This window comes from Acidovorax sp. SUPP950 (assembly GCF_030158935.1).
GTDB lineage: Bacteria > Pseudomonadota > Gammaproteobacteria > Burkholderiales > Burkholderiaceae_C > Paracidovorax.
In genome coordinates this window covers 144241-163002 of record NZ_BQXE01000003.1, presented here as the reverse complement: position 1 = coordinate 163002, position 18762 = coordinate 144241, and the positions used below count along the sequence as shown (strand labels likewise).

The window sequence follows — 18762 nt, the reverse complement described above, 5'->3', positions numbered from 1 at the left end:
CACAGAGGAAGCTGTTGGATCACAACGGCGATGGAATCACAGCGTGCCACGCAACCGCAGCGCGCCGCACGGCTGCAGGCGGCTTAGACCGGCGGCCTGCTTCCCGCCTGGGGGCCCGCAGGCGTGCCGCGGCCCTTGGCCGGTATCCGGTCCTGCAGCATCGTCTGCGTGATCGCGCGGCCCACCTGTTCGAAGGCCTTGCCGGCCTCCTTCATCTCGTCCAGCCCCTCGGCGCAGGCGGCCACCACGATGGCGTTGCGCCCGTTGTCCTGCGGGTCGATCACGCCCATGTGGCAGGCCCGGTGCAGCTGCGTGCCGGTCTTGTGGATGAACCGCACGGTGCGCGGCAGGCCGGCCTCCAGGCGGTAGGCGTCGTAGGTGTCGAACTTCAGGTCCTTGTAGAGCAGCTGCTGGTGCGCCGGCGAGACGAGCTGGCCGCGCACCAGCTTTTCCAGCATGGCGCCGTAGCCCTCCAGCGTGGCGGTGTTGTGGTTCGTGCGGTAGTAGCGGTCGTAGGCCTCGTCCAGGGTCTGCACGCGCAGCGCGGAGGGCGCCACGCCGAGCGTGCGGGCGAGCGCCTGCAGGCGCTTGGGACCCACGGGGGCGCCTGCGATGCGCACCAGGTCCATGTTGGAGAGCCGGCGCGCGTCGGGGTGGGCCTCGGCATAGACCTGGTAGCGCACCTCGGTGAAGTTGGTGATGCGGCCCACGCCGCGGCCGCCCAGCAGGGCCTGCGCGCGCTGGTTCAGTGTGTCTTCGCCCACGGCGCGGATGAGCATGTTGGCGGCGGTGTTGTCGCTCTCCATCAGCATGCGCTGGAGCAGCGATTGCACGCTGTGGCGCGTGCCTTCGGGCTGCCAGACCACGGCGCCCGAGCCGTCGACCTTGTCGCGCGCCTGCACCACGAGTTGCTGGTCCAGGCGCAGGCGGCCGGCCTCGGCCTCCTGCAGCACGGCGATCGCCACCGGCAGCTTGACGGACGAGGCCAGGTACCAGGGCCGGTCGGCCGCATGCGCGAAGGTCTCGCCGTTGTCGAGCCGCTTGACGTACAGGCCCAGTTGGCCGGGCGTGGCCTGTTCGATGCGTTCCACCTGCTGTCGCAGCGCATCGGCCCAGGCGGGCGCGGCATGGGCGGGCTCAGGGTGGGTCGTCGTCCACGCCAGCGCCAGGACCAGCAGGGCCAGGGTGGCCCCCCGGGCCCGTGGTGCCGGAAGGGGCCGCGGCGCGGCTCGGCACGGTTTGGCAGGGAGTTTCATGGGGTTTTCCATCCGACAACAGGCCCGACTGGCAGAGGGCGATGCCGACCTGCCGAAGCGTGCGGTCGGACCGGGCCGTGGACAGTTCGCCGCGCGTGCAGGCCACCACGATCACGCGCCGGTCTGTCGGCAGGCGCGGCACCGTCACGAGGCCCGAGTCGCATGTTCGGGCGCGCTGCGTGCCGGTCTTGTGGGCGAAGCGCGCACGGGTGGGTAGTCCGGCCTTGATGCGGTTCGGGCCGGTCTTCACGCGTTCCATCACGCCCAGCAGGTAGGCCGTGTGGCGCGGCTCCAGGAGCTTGCCTTCCACCAGCTGCGCGAGCAGTTCGGCGTACGCATCGAGCCGCCCGGAGTTGAGCCCGCTGGCGTAGTAGGCCTCGTAGGCCTTGTCCACCGACAGGGGCCGAAGGCCATCGGCCGGCACCCGCAGCAGGCGTGCGAGGGTGGCCTTCACATCGGCATCGGTGCGCTGCTGGTGCAGCGCGATGAAGTCGCGCCCCGACAGGTGCACGGCCTCGGGCGTGAGCTGGGCGTAGGCCTGGCGCCGCACATCCGCCAGGTGCGTGATGCGCTCGAAGCCGCCCGGCACCACCGACTGCACCAGCGCGTTCACCTCGCGCAGGCCGACGAGGTCGATCAGCATGTCGCTGGCGGTGTTGTCGCTGTACACGATCATCTGCTCCAGCAGCCAGCGCACGCTGAGCGCCGCGCCCACCGGCTGGTTCTTGGCGGGCCCGGCGCCGTCCACGTAGTCGGTGGCGCGCAGGGTGAGCGGCGTGTCCAGCGTGTAGTCGCCGCGCTCCACGCCGCGCAGCACGGCGATGGCCACCGGCACCTTGATGGACGAGGCCAGGTACCAGCGCTCCTCGCCGTGAAAGGAGAAGGACTGCCCCGTGTCCAGGTCGCGCACGTGCACGCCGAAGGCCGCGCTGCTGTGCGCGGCGACGCGGTCCAGCTCGCGCTGCAGGGCCTTGGCCCAGGGCGGCGCAGGGGTGGTTGCCGGGGGCGAGGGGTCGGGCGGCGTGGCGAGCGCGGGCGGCGGCAGCATCAATGCCGCCCCTGCGGTCCAGGCCAGGGCGATGGGGCGCAAGCGTGCGAAGGCGGTAGAGGGCATGCGTGGCGTATGGGGACAACCGGGAAGGAATGCGAAGCCGCCAAGGTACACCGGCCCCTGGCCCGGCGGCGTAACACCCCGTGCGGCGTGGGTGTGGGACAGGAGCGCATGGCAGGTGGCGGGCACTGTTTTTATAATCAGTGCCTTCGCGCACTCTCGCCCCCACCCCCCCGCACCCGGGCCCCCACCGCCTCCCACCATGCCCGAGCCCACGCTCACCCGTTCCCACCGCACCCGCCTGATGCAGATCTGGCGTTCGGCCGGCTGGCCCTGCCAGGACGCGCTGGAGATCGACCTGCTGGCGGCGCGCATGGTCGCGCTGCACACCGCGCCCGAGGGCCACGCGGTGCTGCGCCTGACGGACGCGGGCATCCAGTGGCTGGCCGAGGCCCGCCAGCGCGGCCTGCGGGCCTTGAGCGCGCACGACCGGCTGGCCCAGCGCTTTGCCGAGCACCTGCTGGGCGCCGGCCGCATCGTCTGGCGCGAGCTGTCGCTGCGCGCCGCCATCGAGCCGGCGCCCCCGGAGGTGGCCCTGGCCGCCGAAGGGCCCGCCGCAGCGCCGGTGGCGGGCCGTGCCGCGGCACCGGGGCGGCTCTGGGCCGACGACGAGGCTGATGCGCCCCCGGCCCGCGCCGCCGCCCAGGTGTGGCGCATGGCGCGGCCCGATCTGTTCTCGGTGCGCAACACCACCGTGCCCGCCTACCTGCAGCCCATGGTGCACGAGGTGAAGGCCAGCCGCGCCGACCTGCTGTCCGACCTGCGGCACGGCGCCAAGCGGCAGGCCTACCAGTGGCTGTGCGAGGAGTGCTACTACGTGTTCCCGGCCGGCATGGCCGCGCCCGAGGAGATTCCCGAGCCGTTCGGCGTGTGGGTGCTGCACGGCGAGATCGACCACGGCCGGTTCGAGCTGCTGCGCCCCGCCCGCCACGCGGGCTGCAGCCTGCCGTTCGCCGTCTGGATGGCGCTGTGCAAGGCCACGCCGCTGCGCAGCGAGGGCGAGCCGGCGCAGGGGCTGCTGGGCGAGGGGCTCGCTGGCCTGGAGGATGCCGACCTTTCGCGGAATGCGGTCCAGGGCCCGGCGCCGGACCCCTGCGAGGGCACGGCCTGATGTACACCGTGGCCGTGCGCGAGCTGTGCGAGTTCACGGCCAAGCAGGGCGATCTGGACCTGCGCTTCACCCCCGCGCCCACCGCGCTCGAAGGCATCGCCGGCCATGCCACCGTGGCCCAGCGGCGCATGGCGGGCCGGGGCGCGGGCGCCGGCCCGGGCTACGAGAGCGAGGTGGCGCTGGAAGGCCACTACCGACACCTGCATGTGCGCGGCCGGGCCGACGGGTTCGATGCCGCCGCGGGCCGGCTGGACGAGGTCAAGACCTTCAAGGGCCGGCTGGACCGGCAGCCCGACTCGCACCGCGCGCTGCACTGGGCGCAGGCCAGGGTCTATGGGTGGCTGCTGTGCCAGGCGCGGCAGCTCGCGCGGATCGACGTGGCGCTGGTGTACTTCGACATCGGCAGCCAGCAGGAGACGGTGCTGGTCGAGCCCTGCACGGCCGACGCCCTGCGCGCCCACTTCGAGGCGCAGTGCGAGCGCTTTCTCGGCTGGGCCGAGCAGGAGGCGGCCCACCGCGCCACGCGCGATGCGGCGCTGCGCGCGGCGGTGTTTCCGTTCGGAGGCTTTCGCACCGGGCAGCGGCCCCTGGCCGAGGCTGTGTACCGCAGCGCCACCGCCGGGCGCTGCCTGCTGGCGCAGGCGCCCACCGGCATCGGCAAGACGGTGGGCACGCTGTTCCCGCTGCTCAAGGCGGCGCCCGGCGAGCGGCTGGACAAGGTGTTCTTTCTCACCGCCAAGACCTCGGGCCGGCAGGTGGCGCTGGATGCGCTGGCCCGCATCGCAGCGGCGCAGCCGGTGGCGGACCCGGCCGCTGCACCGGGGGGCGATGGCGCCCAGGCCCCGGCGCCTGCCGGCCGCCTGCCGCTGCGCGTGCTGGAGATGATCGCGCGCGACAAGGCCTGCGAGCACCCCGGGCAGGCCTGCCACGGCGAGTCGTGCCCGCTGGCCCGGGGCTTCTACGACCGCCTGCCGGACGCGCGCGCGGCAGCGCTTTCGCCCACGGCGGGCGGCGGCGACCGGCCCCTGCTGGACCAGGCCCACGTGCGCGATGCCGCCCTGGCCCACGGCGTGTGCCCCTACTACCTGGGCCAGGAGCTCGCCCGCTGGGCCGACGTGGTCGTGGGCGACTACCACTACTACTTCGATGCCGGCGCGCTGCTGCACGGCCTGGCCCAGGCCAACCAGTGGCGCGTGGCGGTGCTGGTGGACGAGGCGCACAACCTCGTGGAGCGCGGCCGCCGCATGTACACGGCCGAGCTGCTGCCCGATTCGCTCTACCAGGCGCGGCATTCGGACACCGCCGCCCGCGTGCCGGCGGTGAAGAAGGCGCTCGACAAGGTGCGCCGCGCCTGGGTGGCGCTGGACAAGGCGCAGCCGGGGGCCTACGCCGTGCACGAGGCCTTCCCCGCCGCGCTGCTGGCCGCGCTGCAGCAGTGCGGCAGCGCCCTGGCCGACCATTTCGCGGAGCACCCCGAGCAGATGGACCCGGCGCTGCAGGCCTTCTACCTGGAGCTGCTGCACACCCAGCGGCTGGCCGAGTGCCTGGACACGCATTCGATGGTGGATGTGGCCCGCGCCCCCGGCGGCGCGCCCGGCAGCTCGGTGGTCTGCCTGCGCAACGTGGTGCCGGCGCCGTTCCTGGCGCCGCGCTTCGCGGCGGCGCACACCAGCACGCTGTTTTCCGCCACGCTGCAGCCGGCGCGCTACTACGCCGACCTGCTCGGCCTGCCGACCGGCCATGCCGGCGTGGACGTGGCCTCGCCCTTCCAGGCCGCCCAGCTGCGCGTGGCCGTGGCCCGCCACATCTCCACGCGCTACCCGGACCGGTCCGCCTCGCTCGTGCCGATCGCGGACCTGATGGCGCAGCAGTTCGCTGACCGGCCGGGCAACTACCTGGCGTTCTTCAGCAGCTACGAATACCTGCAGCAGGTGGCCGAGGCGTTCGCGCGGCGCCACTCGCAGGTGCCGCACTGGCTGCAGTCGCGCCGCATGCAGGAGGCCGGGCAGCGCGAGTTCCTGGCGCGCTTCACCGAGGGCGGCGAGGGCATCGGCTTCGCCGTGCTGGGCGGCGCGTTCTCCGAGGGCATCGACCTGCCGGGCCGGCGCCTGATCGGCGCGTTCCTGTCCACGCTCGGGCTGCCGCAGATGAACCCGGTGAACGAGCAGATCCGCCAGCGCATGCATGCCCTCTTCGGCGCGGGCTACGACTACACCTACCTCTACCCGGGCCTGCAGAAGGTGGTGCAGGCGGCCGGCCGCGTGATCCGCTCGCCCAGCGACGAGGGCGTGGTGCACCTGATCGACGACCGCTTCGCGCGGGCCGAGGTGCAGCGGCTGCTGCCGGCTTGGTGGGCCGTGGAGGGTTAGGTCTCCAATCGGCCTCCAGCACAGATCTTCTAGGGCATATTGCTATTCAATTTGTAGCAAATGATGCCGCACCGCCGGGGTCATGCGGCCGCGTTCGCCGGGAAGTCCGTGGACGCGGCCAGCGCGCGCCACTGGGCGGTTTCCGCCTGCACGAACGCGTGCTTGTCGGCAATGGCCTGCAGCGTGTCGGTGCCCAGCGGCAGTCGCAGGGGCGGCGCGGGGCTGTCCACCAGTTGCAGGATGGCCTGGGCCAGGCGCACGGGGTCGCCGGGCTGGTTCCGATGGATGCGGCGGGCCGCCTCGCGCACGGCGCCGGCGCTGGCGGCGTAGTCCTGCACGACCCGGGGCGAGATCGCCAGCGACGCCGTGTCGAGGAATTCGGTGCGAAAGTAGCCCGGCTCCACCACCGTGGCGTGGATGCCCAGCGGTGCCAGCTCGGCATGCAGGGCTTCGGTCAGGCCCTCGACCGCGAACTTGGTCGAGCAATACACGCCGAAACCCGCACTCGATTGCACCCCGCCCAGCGACGAGATGTTGATCACGTGGCCGGCGCGTTGCGCGCGCAGGGTCGGCAGCACGGCACGGGTCACGTTCAGCAGGCCGAACACGTTGGTGTCGTAGAGGCTGCGCACCTCGTCGGCGGTGGCCTCTTCCACCGCGCCCAGCAGGCCGTAGCCCGCGTTGTTGACCAGCACGTCGATCCGGCTGAAGCGTTCCAGCGCGGCGCCCACCGCCTGGCGGGCCTGCGCCTCGTCGGTCACGTCCAGGGACACGGCCAGCAGTGCGTCGTGGGTGCCCAGCCGCCGGGTGACGGACTGCGCGCTGCGCGAGGTGGCCACCACGGCATCGCCCCGGGCCAGCGCGGCCTCTGCGATGCGGGCACCGATGCCGCGCGAGGCGCCGGTGATCAGCCAGACGCGGGGATGGGAAGACGACGAAGCGGAGGCGGAAGCGGAAGCGGAAGTGGCAATGGAAGCGGTGGCGGTCATGGAAAGGTCCTCGGCTTTCTATTGGCGGTCTGCTCGGTCTGGCAGGCCGGTCGATCCGGCTGCCGTGGGTGGGACTTTAGGCACACCATTGCCATTGCACTAGCCCATAATCCCTCGATTCATACGCAAGCAATACTTGTCAATCGACGGTCAATCAAGGGGGAATGCCATGGCCATCAACGAACTGCGGGCCATCGCCACCTTCGCGAAAGCCGCCGAACTCGGCAGCCTGCGCCAGGCGGCCTCGGCACAGGGCGTCACGCCTCAGGCGGCCAGCCTGGCGCTGGCGCAGCTGGAGGCGCACCTGGGCGTGCGGCTGTTCCACCGCACCACGCGCAGCCTCAGCCTGACGGAGGAGGGCCGCCGGTTTCTCGATGCCGCGCAGCCCGGGCTGGCCACCCTGCAGCGGGCGGTGCACGGCGCGCGGCGCGGGCGTGAGGAGATCGCCGGGCCGCTGCGCATCACCGCGCCGCGGTCGATGATGCTGGAGGTCATCTGGCCCGTGGTGGACGCGTTCTGCCGCCGCTATCCGCAGGTGGAGCCCGATGTGCAGCTGGACGACCGCATCGGCAACTGGGTGGAGGACCGGGTGGACGTGGGCTTTCGCTCCGGCTACCCGCCCGAGGGCGGGGTGGTCGCGCGGCGCCTGATGGCGCTGCAGCTGGTGGTGTGCGCCACGCCGGAGTACCTGGCGCGCCATGGCGTGCCGTTGCGCATCGAAGACCTGGCCGGGCACCGCTGCAGCGGTTTTCGCCACCCCGCCACGGGCAAGCCCATGCCGTGGGAGTTCCGCGTGGGCGAAGAGATCGTGGCCCACGCCGTCGCGCCGGCGTTCTGCGTCAACGACATCGAGCTGGAGGCGCGCGCCGTGCTGGGCGGCCACGCGATCGGACAGCTGGTGGGCACCACCGCCGCGCCGCTGGTGCGCAGCGGCCGGCTGGTACCGGTGCTGACCGATGTGGTCGCGCACCACCTGGGCCTGTATGTCTATTACGGCAGCCGTGCGGCCCAGCCGGCGCGGGTGCGCGCCTTCATCGACCTGGCGGTGGACATGCTGGCGGACAACCCGGCGTTCGGCCTGAGCCCGCAGGAGCTGGCGGGGGCCAGCGCGGCGCACGCGAAGGCGCTGAAGAAAAGCCAGAAAGCCGCTGCCGCCCGGGCGCCGACCCGCTCGGGGTGATGCGCCAGGCGGGGCCTGCCCCTCGGCGCAGCGCCCGTGTCAGCCGCGGCGCAGCCGGCACGCCATCAGGATTTCGTCGTGGTACTGGCCATCGACGCAAAGGTACTCCCGCTCGACGCCGTACGCCACGAAGCCCAGCGCCCGGTACAGCGCCACCGCCGCCGTGTTCGACGCGGTCACCCCCAGGTTGACCTGGCGCACGCCCAGCGGCTCGACGGCGTAGTCCAGGGCATGGCGCAGCAGGCGCCGCCCCACGGACCGGCGCCGCGCTTCGGGCGCCACGTACATGCCCCACAGGAACGCCTTGTGCGAGAGCTGGCGCATGTCTTCGCGCTTGATGCCCACGGTGGCGACGAGCGTGCCGCCGTCGAACGCGCCCAGCACGGCCCGGCCGGGCTGGGGCTGCAGGCGGCGTTCGAAGTCGGCCAGGGGCGTGGCGGCCTCTTCCTCGTAGCTGGACGAGAACGCCTGCGGGCATTCGCGCAGCCCGCGCAGCCGCAGGGCGGCGAACGGCGCGGCGTCGTCGGGGGTGAGGGGGAGCAACTGCAGGTCGTCGAGGTCGGGGGGCATGGAGGGCATGGGTCAAGCGGGGCGGCCGAGAAGGGCCGGGGGCCGGGCCGTCGCGGCGGCTTCCGGGGGCGGGCGCACGATCCGGTGCGGGGATGCGTTCCGTTATACCAACCTGCGCGGCGAAGGCGGGTTGGCGAACCGCCAGAATCGGTGCACAGTTCCGCGAACGCACCGCCCCACCGCCGGCCGAATCCCCATCCCTCACCCCGCTCCACGCCATGTCCGCCTCCATCGATCCGCCCCGCGCGCCGCTCGCCCCGGTAGTGCGCGTGCTGGCCGAAGCGGCGCTGCAGCGGCAGAACACCCTGCTCGGCGTCGACGCCTCGGGGGTGCCCGCGGCGAGCGGTGCCGATGGCGGCACCCCGGTGCCCGGCGCGCTGCCCCTGCCCCCCACGGCGCAGCGCCCGCCCCTGCCCGCGCCGGCCGACCGCGTCAGCATTTCTCCGCAGGCCCGCCAGAGCCTGGAGGGCGCGGCGACCGGGCCGGCGGGCGCGGCATCCGCCGCCCGTGCGGCCGTCCCGGGGCCGGGCGCTCCCGCCACGGCAGCGCCCGCCGCTGGGCTTTCCGGTGCCGCACCGGCACCGGGCGCGGCCGCCGTGCAGGGCCTGCCCTGGCCCACCAGCGGCGTCGGCGCCCCGTTGCGCCAGATGCTCGGCGCGCTGCTGCAGCAACTCACGGCACCCACGGGGCGGCCGCAGCAGGTCGCCGTGGCGCAGCCGTGGCCCGCGGCCCTGGCGCAGGGCGCGGCGGACGAGCTGCCGCCCCTGCAGACCTGGCTGGCGCGCCAGGGCGTGGTGGAAACGGCCGATGGCCCGCGCGGCTACGCCCTCACGCTGCGGGTGCCAGCGGCATGGCTGCAGCAGCAGCCCTCGGTGGGCGCGGCAGGGGGGTCGCCCGCGTCGGCGGGTGCCGGCCCGGCGGTGCCCGGCGAAGCCTCGCCGCCGCTCGTGTTCGCGGGCCGCCCGCAGGCGCTGCAGTCGGGCCTGTTCGCGCTGGTGCTGCAGTCGGGCGAGGGCGCAGCGGCCAGCCGCACCAGCGCCCTGCTGGCCCTGGACCTGGCGCCGCACGCCCAGGCGGCGGCCGTGGTGTACGGGCGGGACATGCTGGCCCTGCAGCGCTCCGATCCCTGGCTGCAGATGGCCGCGCTGCAGGCCAGCGGCTGGCGCCCCGAGGACGACGAGGCCGGGCGCAGCGGGCAGGGCGAGGCGTGCGACACGGCGGGCTGCCCCTATGCGGGCCGGGCGCCCTGCGTGCAGCCGTTTTGCGTGGCGCTGCGGGTCTTCGAGGCTGGTGCGGCGCGGCCGGCGGGCGATGCGCCGCAGGGCTCCGGCCCGCCGCCCTGACCGGCGTACGGGCATGAAAAAACCGCCAGGCCCGGTGGGGCGCTGGCGGTCCATTCCAGGGAAGGGCGCCGGCCGGGTAGGCCGGGCGGACCCTCCTCGGGCAAGGGCGGGTCAGGGGTACAGACCGCGCATTTCGCGGGCGTGCAGGATGCGCTGGCACGCCACGATGAAGGTGGCCGTGCGCAGGCTCACCTTGTGTTCCTGCGCCACGTGCCAGATGCCGGCGAAGGCCTCCTGCATGATGCGCACGAGGCGGGCGTTGATCTCGTCCTCGCTCCAGAAGAAGCTGGAGAAATCCTGCACCCATTCGAAGTAGCTCACCGTCACGCCGCCGGCGTTGGCGATCACGTCGGGCAGCACCAGCACGCCCTTGTCGTGCAGGATGTCGTCGGCCTCGGTGGTCGTGGGGCCGTTGGCGCCCTCGATCACGAGCTTGGCCTTGATCTGGCCGGCGTTGTGCTTGGTGATCTGGCCTTCCAGCGCGGCGGGGATGAGGATCTCGCAGTCCACGCCCCAGAAGTCTTCCTTGGCGATCACATCGGCGCCGCCGAAGCCGCCCACGCCGCCCGTCTTCTTGACGTGCTCCAGCAGGGCGGGCACGTCCAGGCCGCCCTGATGGAAGATGGTGCCGGTGTGGTCCTGCACGGCCACCACCTTGGCGCCCGCTTCGGCGAACAGCTTGCCGGCGATGCCGCCCACGTTGCCGAAGCCCTGCACCGCGATGCGTGCGCCTTCCAGCGGCAGGCCCGTCAGCTTGGCGGCTTCCACGCCCACGGTGAACACGCCGCGGCCGGTGGCCTCGACGCGGCCGAGCGAGCCGCCCAGGTCCACCGGCTTGCCGGTGACCACGCCCGTGGCGGTGGCACCGGTGTTCATGGAGTACGTGTCCATCATCCAGGCCATGACCTGGCCGTTGGTGTTCACGTCAGGGGCGGGGATGTCCTTGGAAGGGCCGATGAGCAGGCCGATCTCGCTGGTGTAGCGGCGCGTCAGGCGCTCCAGTTCGCCGCGCGACAGCTTCTTGGGATCGACGCGGATGCCGCCCTTGGCACCGCCGTAGGGCACGTTCACGGCCGCGTTCTTGACCGACATCCAGGCCGACAGGGCCATCACTTCGGACAGCGTGACGTCCTGGTGGAAGCGCACGCCGCCCTTGCCGGGACCGCGGCTCAGGTTGTGCTGCACGCGGTAGCCCTCGAAGTGGGCGATGGTGCCGTTGTCCAGCTCGATCGGCACGTCCACGATCAGGATGCGCTTGGGGCGCTTGAGCGTTTCCACCCAGCGCGCCAGGTTGCCCAGGTAGGGCGTGACGCGGTCCACCTGCTGCAGGTAGTTGCCCCACGGGCCGAGGTCGTCGGCCTGGAGGTAGGAGGGCAGTTCGTGCTGGGTGCGGGTGCCGTTGGTGTTCGACATGAGGGGGTTTCCTTGAAGGAGGGATCAGTTCAGACAACGGAGCTTATGCCTGCCCCCGGCAACTGTCCAAGGCCGGAGTGTTACAGGTTTATGCGCCGAATGCATAACCTGGGCAACGGGTCGCAACGCCGTTTTTCAAGGGCCGGCCGACGGGCGGTCGCGCGGCTCATTCCACCTGGATGCCCGCCAGCGCGGGATCGCCTTCGGGGTAGCGCAGGCCGAGCCGGCCCAGCACCTCGCGCAGCACGGTGGCGATCATGAGGTTGCGGTGGGTCTTGGAGTCGGCAGGCACGATGGTCCAGGGGGCCCACGGCGTGTGCGTGGCGGCCAGCAGGGTGGCGTAGGCGCGCTGGTAGTCGTCCCACTGCTTGCGCGCGGCGATGTCGCCCAGGTCGAATTTCCAGTGCTTGGCCGGGTCGTCCAGGCGCTCCTGCAGGCGCTTGCGCTGCTCGTCCCGGCTGATGTGCAGCATGAACTTCACCACCACGGTGCCGGTTTCGGTCAGCAGGCGTTCGAAGTCGTTGATGTGCGCCAGCCGCTGGCGGTGCTGCTCGGGTGTGATCCAGCCGTTCACCACGGGCACCAGCACGTCTTCGTAGTGGCTGCGGTTGAACACGGTCAGCTCGCCCGCGCCGGGCACCTGCTGGTGGATGCGCCAGAGGTAGTCGTGGGCGCGCTCGGTGTCGGTGGGCGCCTTCCAGCCCACGGCGTGCACGCCCAGCGCGCTCATGCGGCCGAACACCCCGCGCACCGTGCCGTCCTTGCCGGAGGTGTCGGTGCCCTGCAGGATCACCAGGAGCTTGTAGCGCTTGTCGGCGTACAGCAGGTCCTGCAGGGTGTCCAGTTCGAGGGCCAGGGCCTCCACGCGCGCCTTGTCGCTGGCCTTGTCGCCCTGGGAGAAGGGCTTGGCCGCGGGGTCGAAGCGGGCCAGGTCCAGGGTGGGCGGGGGACCTTCTTTCGCCGCTGCCTTGGCGGCCTTGCCGGCCGGCTCCGCGTGGGCCGGCCCGGGCTGCCATGGCGCCAGGCGCCGGGCGATCTCGTCGGGGGGCAGGGGAGCGGGGGCGGGGGCTTTGGCAACCATGGCGGGTCCTGGTGGGGTGGGAAAGTACATAGTGTCGCGCGGGCCGCACAATCATCGCCCGAGCCCTGAACGAGAAAGCCCTTCCATGTCTGTCGACCCCGCCGTGAATTCCGCCGATTCCTCCCCTCCGGTTGCCGGGGTTGCCGCGGTCGCCCAGGCCCTGCTGCAGGCGCGCGCCACCGCCGTGCCCGCCGACGCGCAGCCGCTGGCGGCGGCCCTGCCGGACGCCGATGCCGCCTATGCCGTGCAGGGCGCCGTGGCGCAGGCGCTGGGCTGGTGGTCCACCGGCGTGCCCCGGTACTGGAAGTCCGGCGGCGCGGACCGGGCGACCGTGCTCACCCACGCCCCGCTGCCCGAGGCGGGCGTGTGGGCCCATCCGGCCCAGGCGCAGGCCTGGCCGTTCGCGCTGCGCGGCATCGAGGCCGAGATCGCCCTGCGGCTGGGCCAGGCGGTGGATGCCGCCACCGCGGCCCGGCTGGCCGACGGCGAGGGCGCGCACCTGGTAGACGCGATGGCCGTGTCGATCGAGATCGTGGAAACGCGCTGGGCCCAGGACGGCGCGGTGGCCGGCCTGCTCACGCTGGCCGACCAGCAGTCGCACGGCGCGCTGGTGCTGGGCGACTGGGTGCCGTTCGATGCCGGCGCGCCGCCCGACTGGGCGCAGCAGCGCTGCACGGTGCGCATCACGGGCCAGGACGCGGTGGAGCGCCAGGGCACGCATTCGCTGGGCGACCCCGCCTGGCTGCTGGCCGCGTGGCTGCGCCATGCCACGCAGCACTTCGGCACCCTGCCGGCCGGCACGGTGGTCACCACCGGCAACTGGGCCGGTCGGCTGAACGCCCGCCTGGGCGATGCGGTGGAGGTGGCGTTCGACGGCATCGGCACCGCGAGCGTGCAGCTGTAGCCGGTACCTCGGAGTGTTGTGCTATTAAATAAATAGCAACATGCCCTAGTGGAATATGCGCTAGGGCCGGTTTTGGCTCAAAGGCCGCGCGGCCTGCCCGTCGATCAGCTCCACGAAGCGCCGCGCGCCCAGGCCCAGCGGGCGCTCCTTGGACCACACCACGTCCACCCACAGCGCGACGCCGTTGCTCAGGTTCTCGAAGGGCATCTCCACCAGCGAGCCCGCCGCGATGCGCGGCTGTACCAGCGCGCGCGGCTGCCAGCCCCAGCCCAGGCCCGCCTCGATCAGGCCCAGCGCGGCCAGGTGGTTGTCGGTGCGCCAGTGGTGGCGCGCGAACACGAAGCGCGGATCGGTCTGCGCCAGGTCGCGGCTGGCCACGACGATCTGGCGCGTGGTGGTCAGGTGCTCCTCGCGCAGCAGGGCGGCGTCCGGGGGCTCGCCGCGCTCCGCGGCCGCGGCCTGCGCGGCGGCCAGCACGGGGTGGCCCGGCGCCATCACGGCGACCAGGGTTTCGCTGCCCACCTCCTGGAAGCCCTCGCGCCCGTCCATGCTGGGCCGCTCGAACACCAGCGCCAGCTGCGCGCGCCCGGCGTGCAGCAGCGCCAGCGCATCGGCCTGCGGCGCGGCCAGCACCTCGACCTGCAGCAGCGGGTGCTCCTCGGCCAGGGCCGCCAGCGGGCTGCGCCAGTGGGCGGCCAGCAGCTCGGGCGCGATGGCCAGGGTCAGGCGCTCCTCCAGCCCCTGGGTGAGCGCCAGCGCCTGCGCATTCAACTGCTTGAGCTGCGCCGCCAGCAGCCGCGCCTGGGGCTCCAGCGCGCGGGCTGCGGCGGTGGGGCGGGGCTCGCGGCCGGTGCGGTCGAACAGCGGCACGGCCAGCTCGGCTTCGAGGTGGGCGATGGTCATGCTCACGGCCGAGGGCACGCGCGACAGCGCCCGCGCCGCGGCCGAGAACGAGCCCTGGTCCAGCACGGCCAGAAACACCTGCACGCTGTCGGAAGAGAACGCCATGGGGCCGGAGTATCTATCAATAAAACTGAAACAAGCTGACTTTATGTATCAGCCTGGCACACATACAGTGGCCCCATGTCCACGCACACCGCCCCCGCTACCCACCGCCCCACCGGCCTGCAAGGCCTGCCGCGCCGCGTGCTCTACGTCACCCTGTACGAGCTCATCGCCATCGTGGCCGCCACGGCGGCGCTGGCGTGGCTCACGGGGCAGGGGCCGGGGCATTCGGGCGTGGTCGCCGTGGCGGCCTCGGCCATCGCGGTGGTGTGGAACCTCGTGTTCAACTGGGCGTTCGAGCGCTGGGAGGCGCGCCAGCCGGTGCGCGGGCGCAGCACGGCGCGCCGCATCGCCCATGCCATCGGGTTCGAGGGCGGCCTGGTCTTCACCCTGGTGCCGCTGTTCGCCTGGTGGTTCAAGGTCAGCCTGTGGCAGGCCTTCGTGATGGACCTGGGGCTGATCGCCTTCTTTCTTTGCTACACCTTCGTCTTCAACTGGGGCTTCGACCGCATCTTCGGCCTGCCGGCATCGGCCCAGGCGGGACCGTCCGGCGTTCAGGCCACCACGAAGGCCACCCCCCAGACCGTGATTCAGTGATTCAGTAAGGCAGCGCGAAGCCGTTGCGCCCGGCGTTGATGCGCGTGGCCGTGGGGGTGCCGTTCACCTCCTGCGCGGTGAGCGACACGCTGGCGCCCGGCACCAGCAGGCTGCGGTCGCCGCCGCGGAAGGTCACCACCGGCGCGCCGGGCGGCACGATGACGGTCTTCTCGCCACCCTGGTAGGTGAGCTTCAGCGTGCGGCCCTTGGCGGCCCCGCCGGCGGCATCGGACACGCCTGCCACGCCTGCCACGTCGGCCACGGTGGCGTTGGTCATGGTGCTCTGGGGCTGCAGGTCGAACGGGCGGTGGCCCTCGCCGGCCCCGCGCGCGGATTCGGGGAACACCGTGACGGCGATGGCGCGCTGGGTGCCGTCCACCTGGGGCAGCGCGGCCGTGCCGATGAAGCTGCCCGGCTGGATGTCCGCCAGCGCGATCGGATAGACCTCCTGCACCACCAGCGTGGGCGAAAGCGCCAGCGTGACCGTCTGCCCGCCGCGTTCCTTGACGGTGAGCGAAGTGGGCGTGGCGGCTTCGATGGTGCCGCGCAGGCGCACGGTCTGGGCGGGTGCTGCGGCGGGGGATGCCGCCGTGGGCGCTGCGGCCGGGGCCGTCTGGGCCGTGGCCGCGCCGGCGCCCAGGATCAGGGTGGCCGCCACGAAGAGCGGGGACAGGCGTGCAGGGGCGGGAAGGGGCTTCATGGCGTGGCGCGGCGGCGTGCAGTGAAAGAGGCTGCCCATGATGCCCGAAGCGCCCGGGCCAGGCGTTGCCGGGCGTTTCAGTGCGCCGCGCCGGCGCCGAAGCGAAAGCTCGACGCCGTCACGCCGCCGTACACGCCTTCCTCGTGGTACACGCAGTCGGCCCGTTCGGCCTCGGCCGCGCCAGCCGCGACCATGAGCGGAATCAGGTGGTCCTCGCGCGGGTGGGCGATGCGGGCGGCCGGCGCGCTTTCCCAGCCCATCAGCCGCGCGGGCCGGTCGGCCGGATCCGCGTGCACCAGCGCATCCTGCAGCCATTGGTCGAACGCCACCGAAGGCGCCCGCCCGGCCTCGCCGAAGCGGCGCAGGTTGTGGTAGCTCAGCCCGCTGCCGACGATCAGCACGCCTTCATGGCGCAGCGGCGCCAGCGCGCGGCCGAGCGCCAGGTGCTGGGCCGGGTCCAGATCGCGCTGCAGCGACACCTGGATCACCGGCACGTCGGCGGCCGGGTACATCACCTGCAGCGGCGCGAAGGTGCCGTGGTCGAAGCCCCGCTCCGCATCGAGCCGGCTGGGCAGGCCGGCGGCCCCGATGAGGGCCGCGATCCGCTGCGCCAGGGCCGGCGCGCCCGGCGCCGGGTAGCGCACCTCGTAGGTGTGGGGCGGAAAGCCGTAGTAGTCGTACACCATCGGCGGCCGGGGGCTGGCCATCACGGCGAAGGCCTCGTCCTCCCAGTGGCCGGACACCACCAGCACGGCCTGCGGGCGGGTGGCGATCTGGCGCGGGATGTCCTGCAGCGATTGCTCGAGCGCGCGCATGGTGCGGCGCATCTCGGGCACGTACGGCCAGGGGCCGCCGCCGTGCGACAGGAAATAGGTGGGCAGGGGGGTGGAGGGCGGGTGCATGGCGGTGGTCCGTGGGGGTGGTCCGTGGGGGTGGGTGGGGCGGTCGAGGGCGAAAGGCGCCAGCGAGGGTGTCAGGCGCCGCGCGGGCGGATCGGCGCGCGCCGGGCGCGGCCCCACAGCACGAAGGTGCACAGCGCCAGCAGCACGAGGTTGAGCGGCACCACCATCGCCTCGCCCCGGCTCAGGTGAAAGGCGATGGCGAGCCCCTGCAGCACCACGCAGCACAGGGCCGCCAGCACGGTGAGCCGGGGCAGGATGCGCGTCAGCGCGGGCAGCAGGATGCCCAGGCCGCCCGCGATGTCGATCAGCCCGATGGCCCGCACGAAGGCGACGGGGTACTGCCCCGTCCACGGCATCATCGCGCTCAGTTCGGGAATGGGCGTGGTCAGCTTCACGACGCCCGAGGCGCAGAACACCGCGGCGACCAGCACCTGGGCGATCCAGAGGCCGATGCGCAGCGCCCGGCCCGCGGACGGGGTGGCGGCGGTGGGCGAATACGGGGTGGCGGGCATGGCGGTTCTCCAAAGGGGCCACAGCGCGTGGCGATGAAAAGGAATGGGACTGGACGCAATTTAAGATTTCCCCCAAAGGAAATCGATGGCGTTAGAGTGATGGCATCCTTTCCTTCTTTGGCAACCATGAACCCTGCAGACCTGGAACTGACCGGCCTGCGCGTGTTCCAGGCGATCGTCGAAGCCGGCAGCTTCAGTGCCGCTGCGGACCGCCTGGGCATGGCGCCGCCCATGGTGAGCAAGCACATCGCCCGGCTGGAACGCACGCTGGGCGCGCGCCTGCTGCACCGCACGAGCCGCAGCATGAGCCTGACGGAGGCCGGCACGGCGTTCTACGAGCAGGGCCGGCAGGCGCTGGAACTGCTCGACGCCGCCGCGGCCTCGGTGGGCCACGGGCAGAACCGGCCGCGGGGCGAGTTGCGCATCAGCGCCCCGGTGTGGTGTGCCACCCCGCGCTTTGCCCGGCTGCTGGCCGACTACCGCCGGGCATGCCCCGAGGTGCGGCTGGACCTGCACCTGGACAACCGCATGGTGGACCTCGTCTCGGAGGGGTTCGACGTGGCGCTGCGCATGACCGCCGAGCCCGCGCCCCAGCTGATCGCGCGGCCCCTGTGCCAGATGGCGTTCCATCTGGTCGCGGCGCCCGGCTTCCAGCCCGGCCCCGACGGGGGCGTTGATTCGGCCGGCGCGCCCCGGCCCATCCCGATGGTCATGCCCAATTACGTGCAGCTCGAGCGCCTCAAGAATGCCCTGCAGGAAGGCATGCACCGGCACATCGACGCCGTGATGAAGTCCAGTGACAGCACCCTGAGCTACCACGCCGTGGTGGCCGGCATGGGCGCGGCCTTCCTGCCCGCATGGCTGGTGGACGACGACCTGGCCAGCGGGCGGCTGGTGCAGTTGCCGGGCGATGCGGAGTTCGTGGGCACGCTGTATGCCGTCTATGCCAGCCGGCGACAGATGCCGCTCAAGCTGCGCAGCTTCATTGATTTCCTGGCGGAGCGGTTGGGTGAAGCCGACCCTGCGCAATGGCGATGATTTCTAAAGGGGGGCCGATCCCATCCTGCACATCCATGGCCGCGATTCGATGGGAGGCCATCTCCCTCCATGTCGGCCGCTATGGACGGGCAGAGCCTGCCGATAGCGCCATCTGAACCAGCATGCCGTGGCGCACCCAATCCCATGGATATGAACCTGAATCTCGATCTACCGCTCGAACATGGGCATGCCCACCTGCGTGCCATCCAGGAGGCGGATCTTCCGCACTGGCTGAACTACCTTCAAAAAGACCCGGTGCGCCAGGGGATCAGTTGGCGCCCTCAGGGAACGCAGGATCTTGCCGAATTCGTGAATTCGACGGACGTGCACCGAGCAGGCGCCCAGACCCGGTTCGCCATTGCGCGCACGACGGATGACATCCTCCTCGGGTCCGTGGGTCTGCACTCGATCTCGATCCCTCATCGAAGCGCCGAAGTGGCCTACGACCTGCATCCTGATGCCTGGGGCCAGGGCTTTGCCACGGCGGCGTGCCGCGCCGTCGTGGCATGGGCGATGGCGCAGGGGCTCTACCGCATACAGGCGACGGTGTTGAGCGGGAACCAAGCCTCCGTGCGGGTGCTTGAACGTTCAGGGTTCGAGCCCGAGGGCCGCCTGAGGGGCTACCGATGGGTAGAGGGTTCGGCGCGCGACGCCTTGATCTACAGCCGTTTGAAGGGTTGA

The 18762-nt window shown here is 72.3% G+C and carries 18 protein-coding genes; 8 read left to right on the top strand and 10 right to left on the bottom strand.

The annotated features are described in order from the left end of the window. Window positions 1–83: 83 nt before the first annotated feature. Both AVME950_RS14530 and AVME950_RS14525 read right to left on the bottom strand, forming a co-directional pair. Window positions 84–1256: a serine hydrolase gene (locus AVME950_RS14530; protein WP_284430355.1), complete on the bottom strand. Its 1173-nt coding sequence runs from the start codon at window positions 1254–1256 to the stop codon at window positions 84–86. Beyond that, window positions 1138–2370, bottom strand: coding sequence for a serine hydrolase (locus AVME950_RS14525; RefSeq protein ID WP_284430354.1), 1233 nt, complete (start codon window positions 2368–2370; stop codon window positions 1138–1140). Before AVME950_RS14525 ends, AVME950_RS14530 begins: the two co-directional genes overlap by 119 nt. Window positions 2371–2569: 199 nt before the next feature. Here AVME950_RS14525 and AVME950_RS14520 point away from each other — a divergent pair, with 199 nt between their 5' ends. Beyond that, window positions 2570–3478 carry a hypothetical protein gene (locus tag AVME950_RS14520; RefSeq protein ID WP_284430353.1) on the top strand — a complete coding sequence of 303 codons (909 nt, stop codon included), beginning with the start codon at window positions 2570–2572 and terminating at the stop codon, window positions 3476–3478. Further along, window positions 3478–5847 (top strand): ATP-dependent DNA helicase, encoded by a 2370-nt coding sequence (locus AVME950_RS14515; RefSeq protein ID WP_284430352.1) that lies wholly within the window; start codon window positions 3478–3480, stop codon window positions 5845–5847. The genes AVME950_RS14520 and AVME950_RS14515 overlap by 1 nt, the downstream gene beginning before the upstream one ends. Window positions 5848–5927: 80 nt before the next feature. Here the strand turns inward: AVME950_RS14515 and AVME950_RS14510 are convergent, their stop codons facing one another. Further along, window positions 5928–6836 carry an oxidoreductase gene (locus AVME950_RS14510; protein WP_284430351.1) on the bottom strand — a complete coding sequence of 303 codons (909 nt, stop codon included), beginning with the start codon at window positions 6834–6836 and terminating at the stop codon, window positions 5928–5930. A 169-nt stretch (window positions 6837–7005) separates the two neighbouring features. On the opposite strand from AVME950_RS14510, the gene AVME950_RS14505 reads away from it, so the two are divergent. Beyond that, complete coding sequence (locus tag AVME950_RS14505) at window positions 7006–8016, top strand: LysR family transcriptional regulator (RefSeq protein ID WP_284430350.1); 1011 nt, start codon at window positions 7006–7008, stop codon at window positions 8014–8016. A 39-nt stretch (window positions 8017–8055) separates the two neighbouring features. Here AVME950_RS14505 and AVME950_RS14500 read toward each other — a convergent pair whose 3' ends face one another. Next, the gene (locus AVME950_RS14500; RefSeq protein ID WP_284430349.1) at window positions 8056–8586 is read right to left on the bottom strand and encodes a GNAT family N-acetyltransferase; all 531 of its coding nucleotides are present in this window, start codon (window positions 8584–8586) and stop codon (window positions 8056–8058) included. A gap of 218 nt (window positions 8587–8804) precedes the next feature. Here AVME950_RS14500 and AVME950_RS14495 point away from each other — a divergent pair, with 218 nt between their 5' ends. Continuing rightward, entirely contained in the window at window positions 8805–9929 is a 1125-nt protein-coding gene (locus tag AVME950_RS14495) for a hypothetical protein (protein ID WP_284430348.1), read from the top strand. Window positions 9930–10040: 111 nt separating this feature from the next. Here AVME950_RS14495 and AVME950_RS14490 read toward each other — a convergent pair whose 3' ends face one another. Continuing rightward, window positions 10041–11342 carry a Glu/Leu/Phe/Val family dehydrogenase gene (locus tag AVME950_RS14490; protein ID WP_284430347.1) on the bottom strand — a complete coding sequence of 434 codons (1302 nt, stop codon included), beginning with the start codon at window positions 11340–11342 and terminating at the stop codon, window positions 10041–10043. Window positions 11343–11508: 166 nt separating this feature from the next. Continuing rightward, window positions 11509–12423 (bottom strand): PPK2 family polyphosphate kinase, encoded by a 915-nt coding sequence (locus AVME950_RS14485; protein ID WP_284430346.1) that lies wholly within the window; start codon window positions 12421–12423, stop codon window positions 11509–11511. An 85-nt stretch (window positions 12424–12508) separates the two neighbouring features. On the opposite strand from AVME950_RS14485, the gene AVME950_RS14480 reads away from it, so the two are divergent. Next, window positions 12509–13327, top strand: a complete 819-nt coding sequence (locus tag AVME950_RS14480) for a fumarylacetoacetate hydrolase family protein (RefSeq protein WP_284430345.1) — start codon at window positions 12509–12511, stop codon at window positions 13325–13327. 60 nt (window positions 13328–13387) lie between these two features. Here AVME950_RS14480 and AVME950_RS14475 read toward each other — a convergent pair whose 3' ends face one another. Further along, on the bottom strand, window positions 13388–14335 hold the full coding sequence (locus tag AVME950_RS14475; protein WP_284405712.1) for a LysR family transcriptional regulator: 948 nt from the start codon (window positions 14333–14335) through the stop codon (window positions 13388–13390). A gap of 117 nt (window positions 14336–14452) precedes the next feature. On the opposite strand from AVME950_RS14475, the gene AVME950_RS14470 reads away from it, so the two are divergent. Then, window positions 14453–14929 carry a PACE efflux transporter gene (locus AVME950_RS14470; RefSeq protein ID WP_284430706.1) on the top strand — a complete coding sequence of 159 codons (477 nt, stop codon included), beginning with the start codon at window positions 14453–14455 and terminating at the stop codon, window positions 14927–14929. Window position 14930: 1 nt separating this feature from the next. On the opposite strand, the gene AVME950_RS14465 is transcribed toward AVME950_RS14470, so the two are convergent. The 3 genes from AVME950_RS14465 to AVME950_RS14455 form a co-directional block, all read right to left on the bottom strand. Beyond that, window positions 14931–15629 (bottom strand): hypothetical protein, encoded by a 699-nt coding sequence (locus tag AVME950_RS14465; protein WP_284430344.1) that lies wholly within the window; start codon window positions 15627–15629, stop codon window positions 14931–14933. 77 nt (window positions 15630–15706) lie between these two features. After that, window positions 15707–16531, bottom strand: coding sequence for a DODA-type extradiol aromatic ring-opening family dioxygenase (locus tag AVME950_RS14460; protein ID WP_284430343.1), 825 nt, complete (start codon window positions 16529–16531; stop codon window positions 15707–15709). 71 nt (window positions 16532–16602) lie between these two features. Then, window positions 16603–17043 (bottom strand): DoxX family protein, encoded by a 441-nt coding sequence (locus AVME950_RS14455; RefSeq protein WP_284394691.1) that lies wholly within the window; start codon window positions 17041–17043, stop codon window positions 16603–16605. Window positions 17044–17169: 126 nt separating this feature from the next. On the opposite strand from AVME950_RS14455, the gene AVME950_RS14450 reads away from it, so the two are divergent. Then, a complete protein-coding gene (locus AVME950_RS14450) occupies window positions 17170–18081 on the top strand; it encodes a LysR family transcriptional regulator (protein ID WP_284430342.1) in 912 nt (303 codons plus the stop codon). Window positions 18082–18231: 150 nt separating this feature from the next. After that, window positions 18232–18762: a GNAT family N-acetyltransferase gene (locus AVME950_RS14445; RefSeq protein WP_284430341.1), complete on the top strand. Its 531-nt coding sequence runs from the start codon at window positions 18232–18234 to the stop codon at window positions 18760–18762.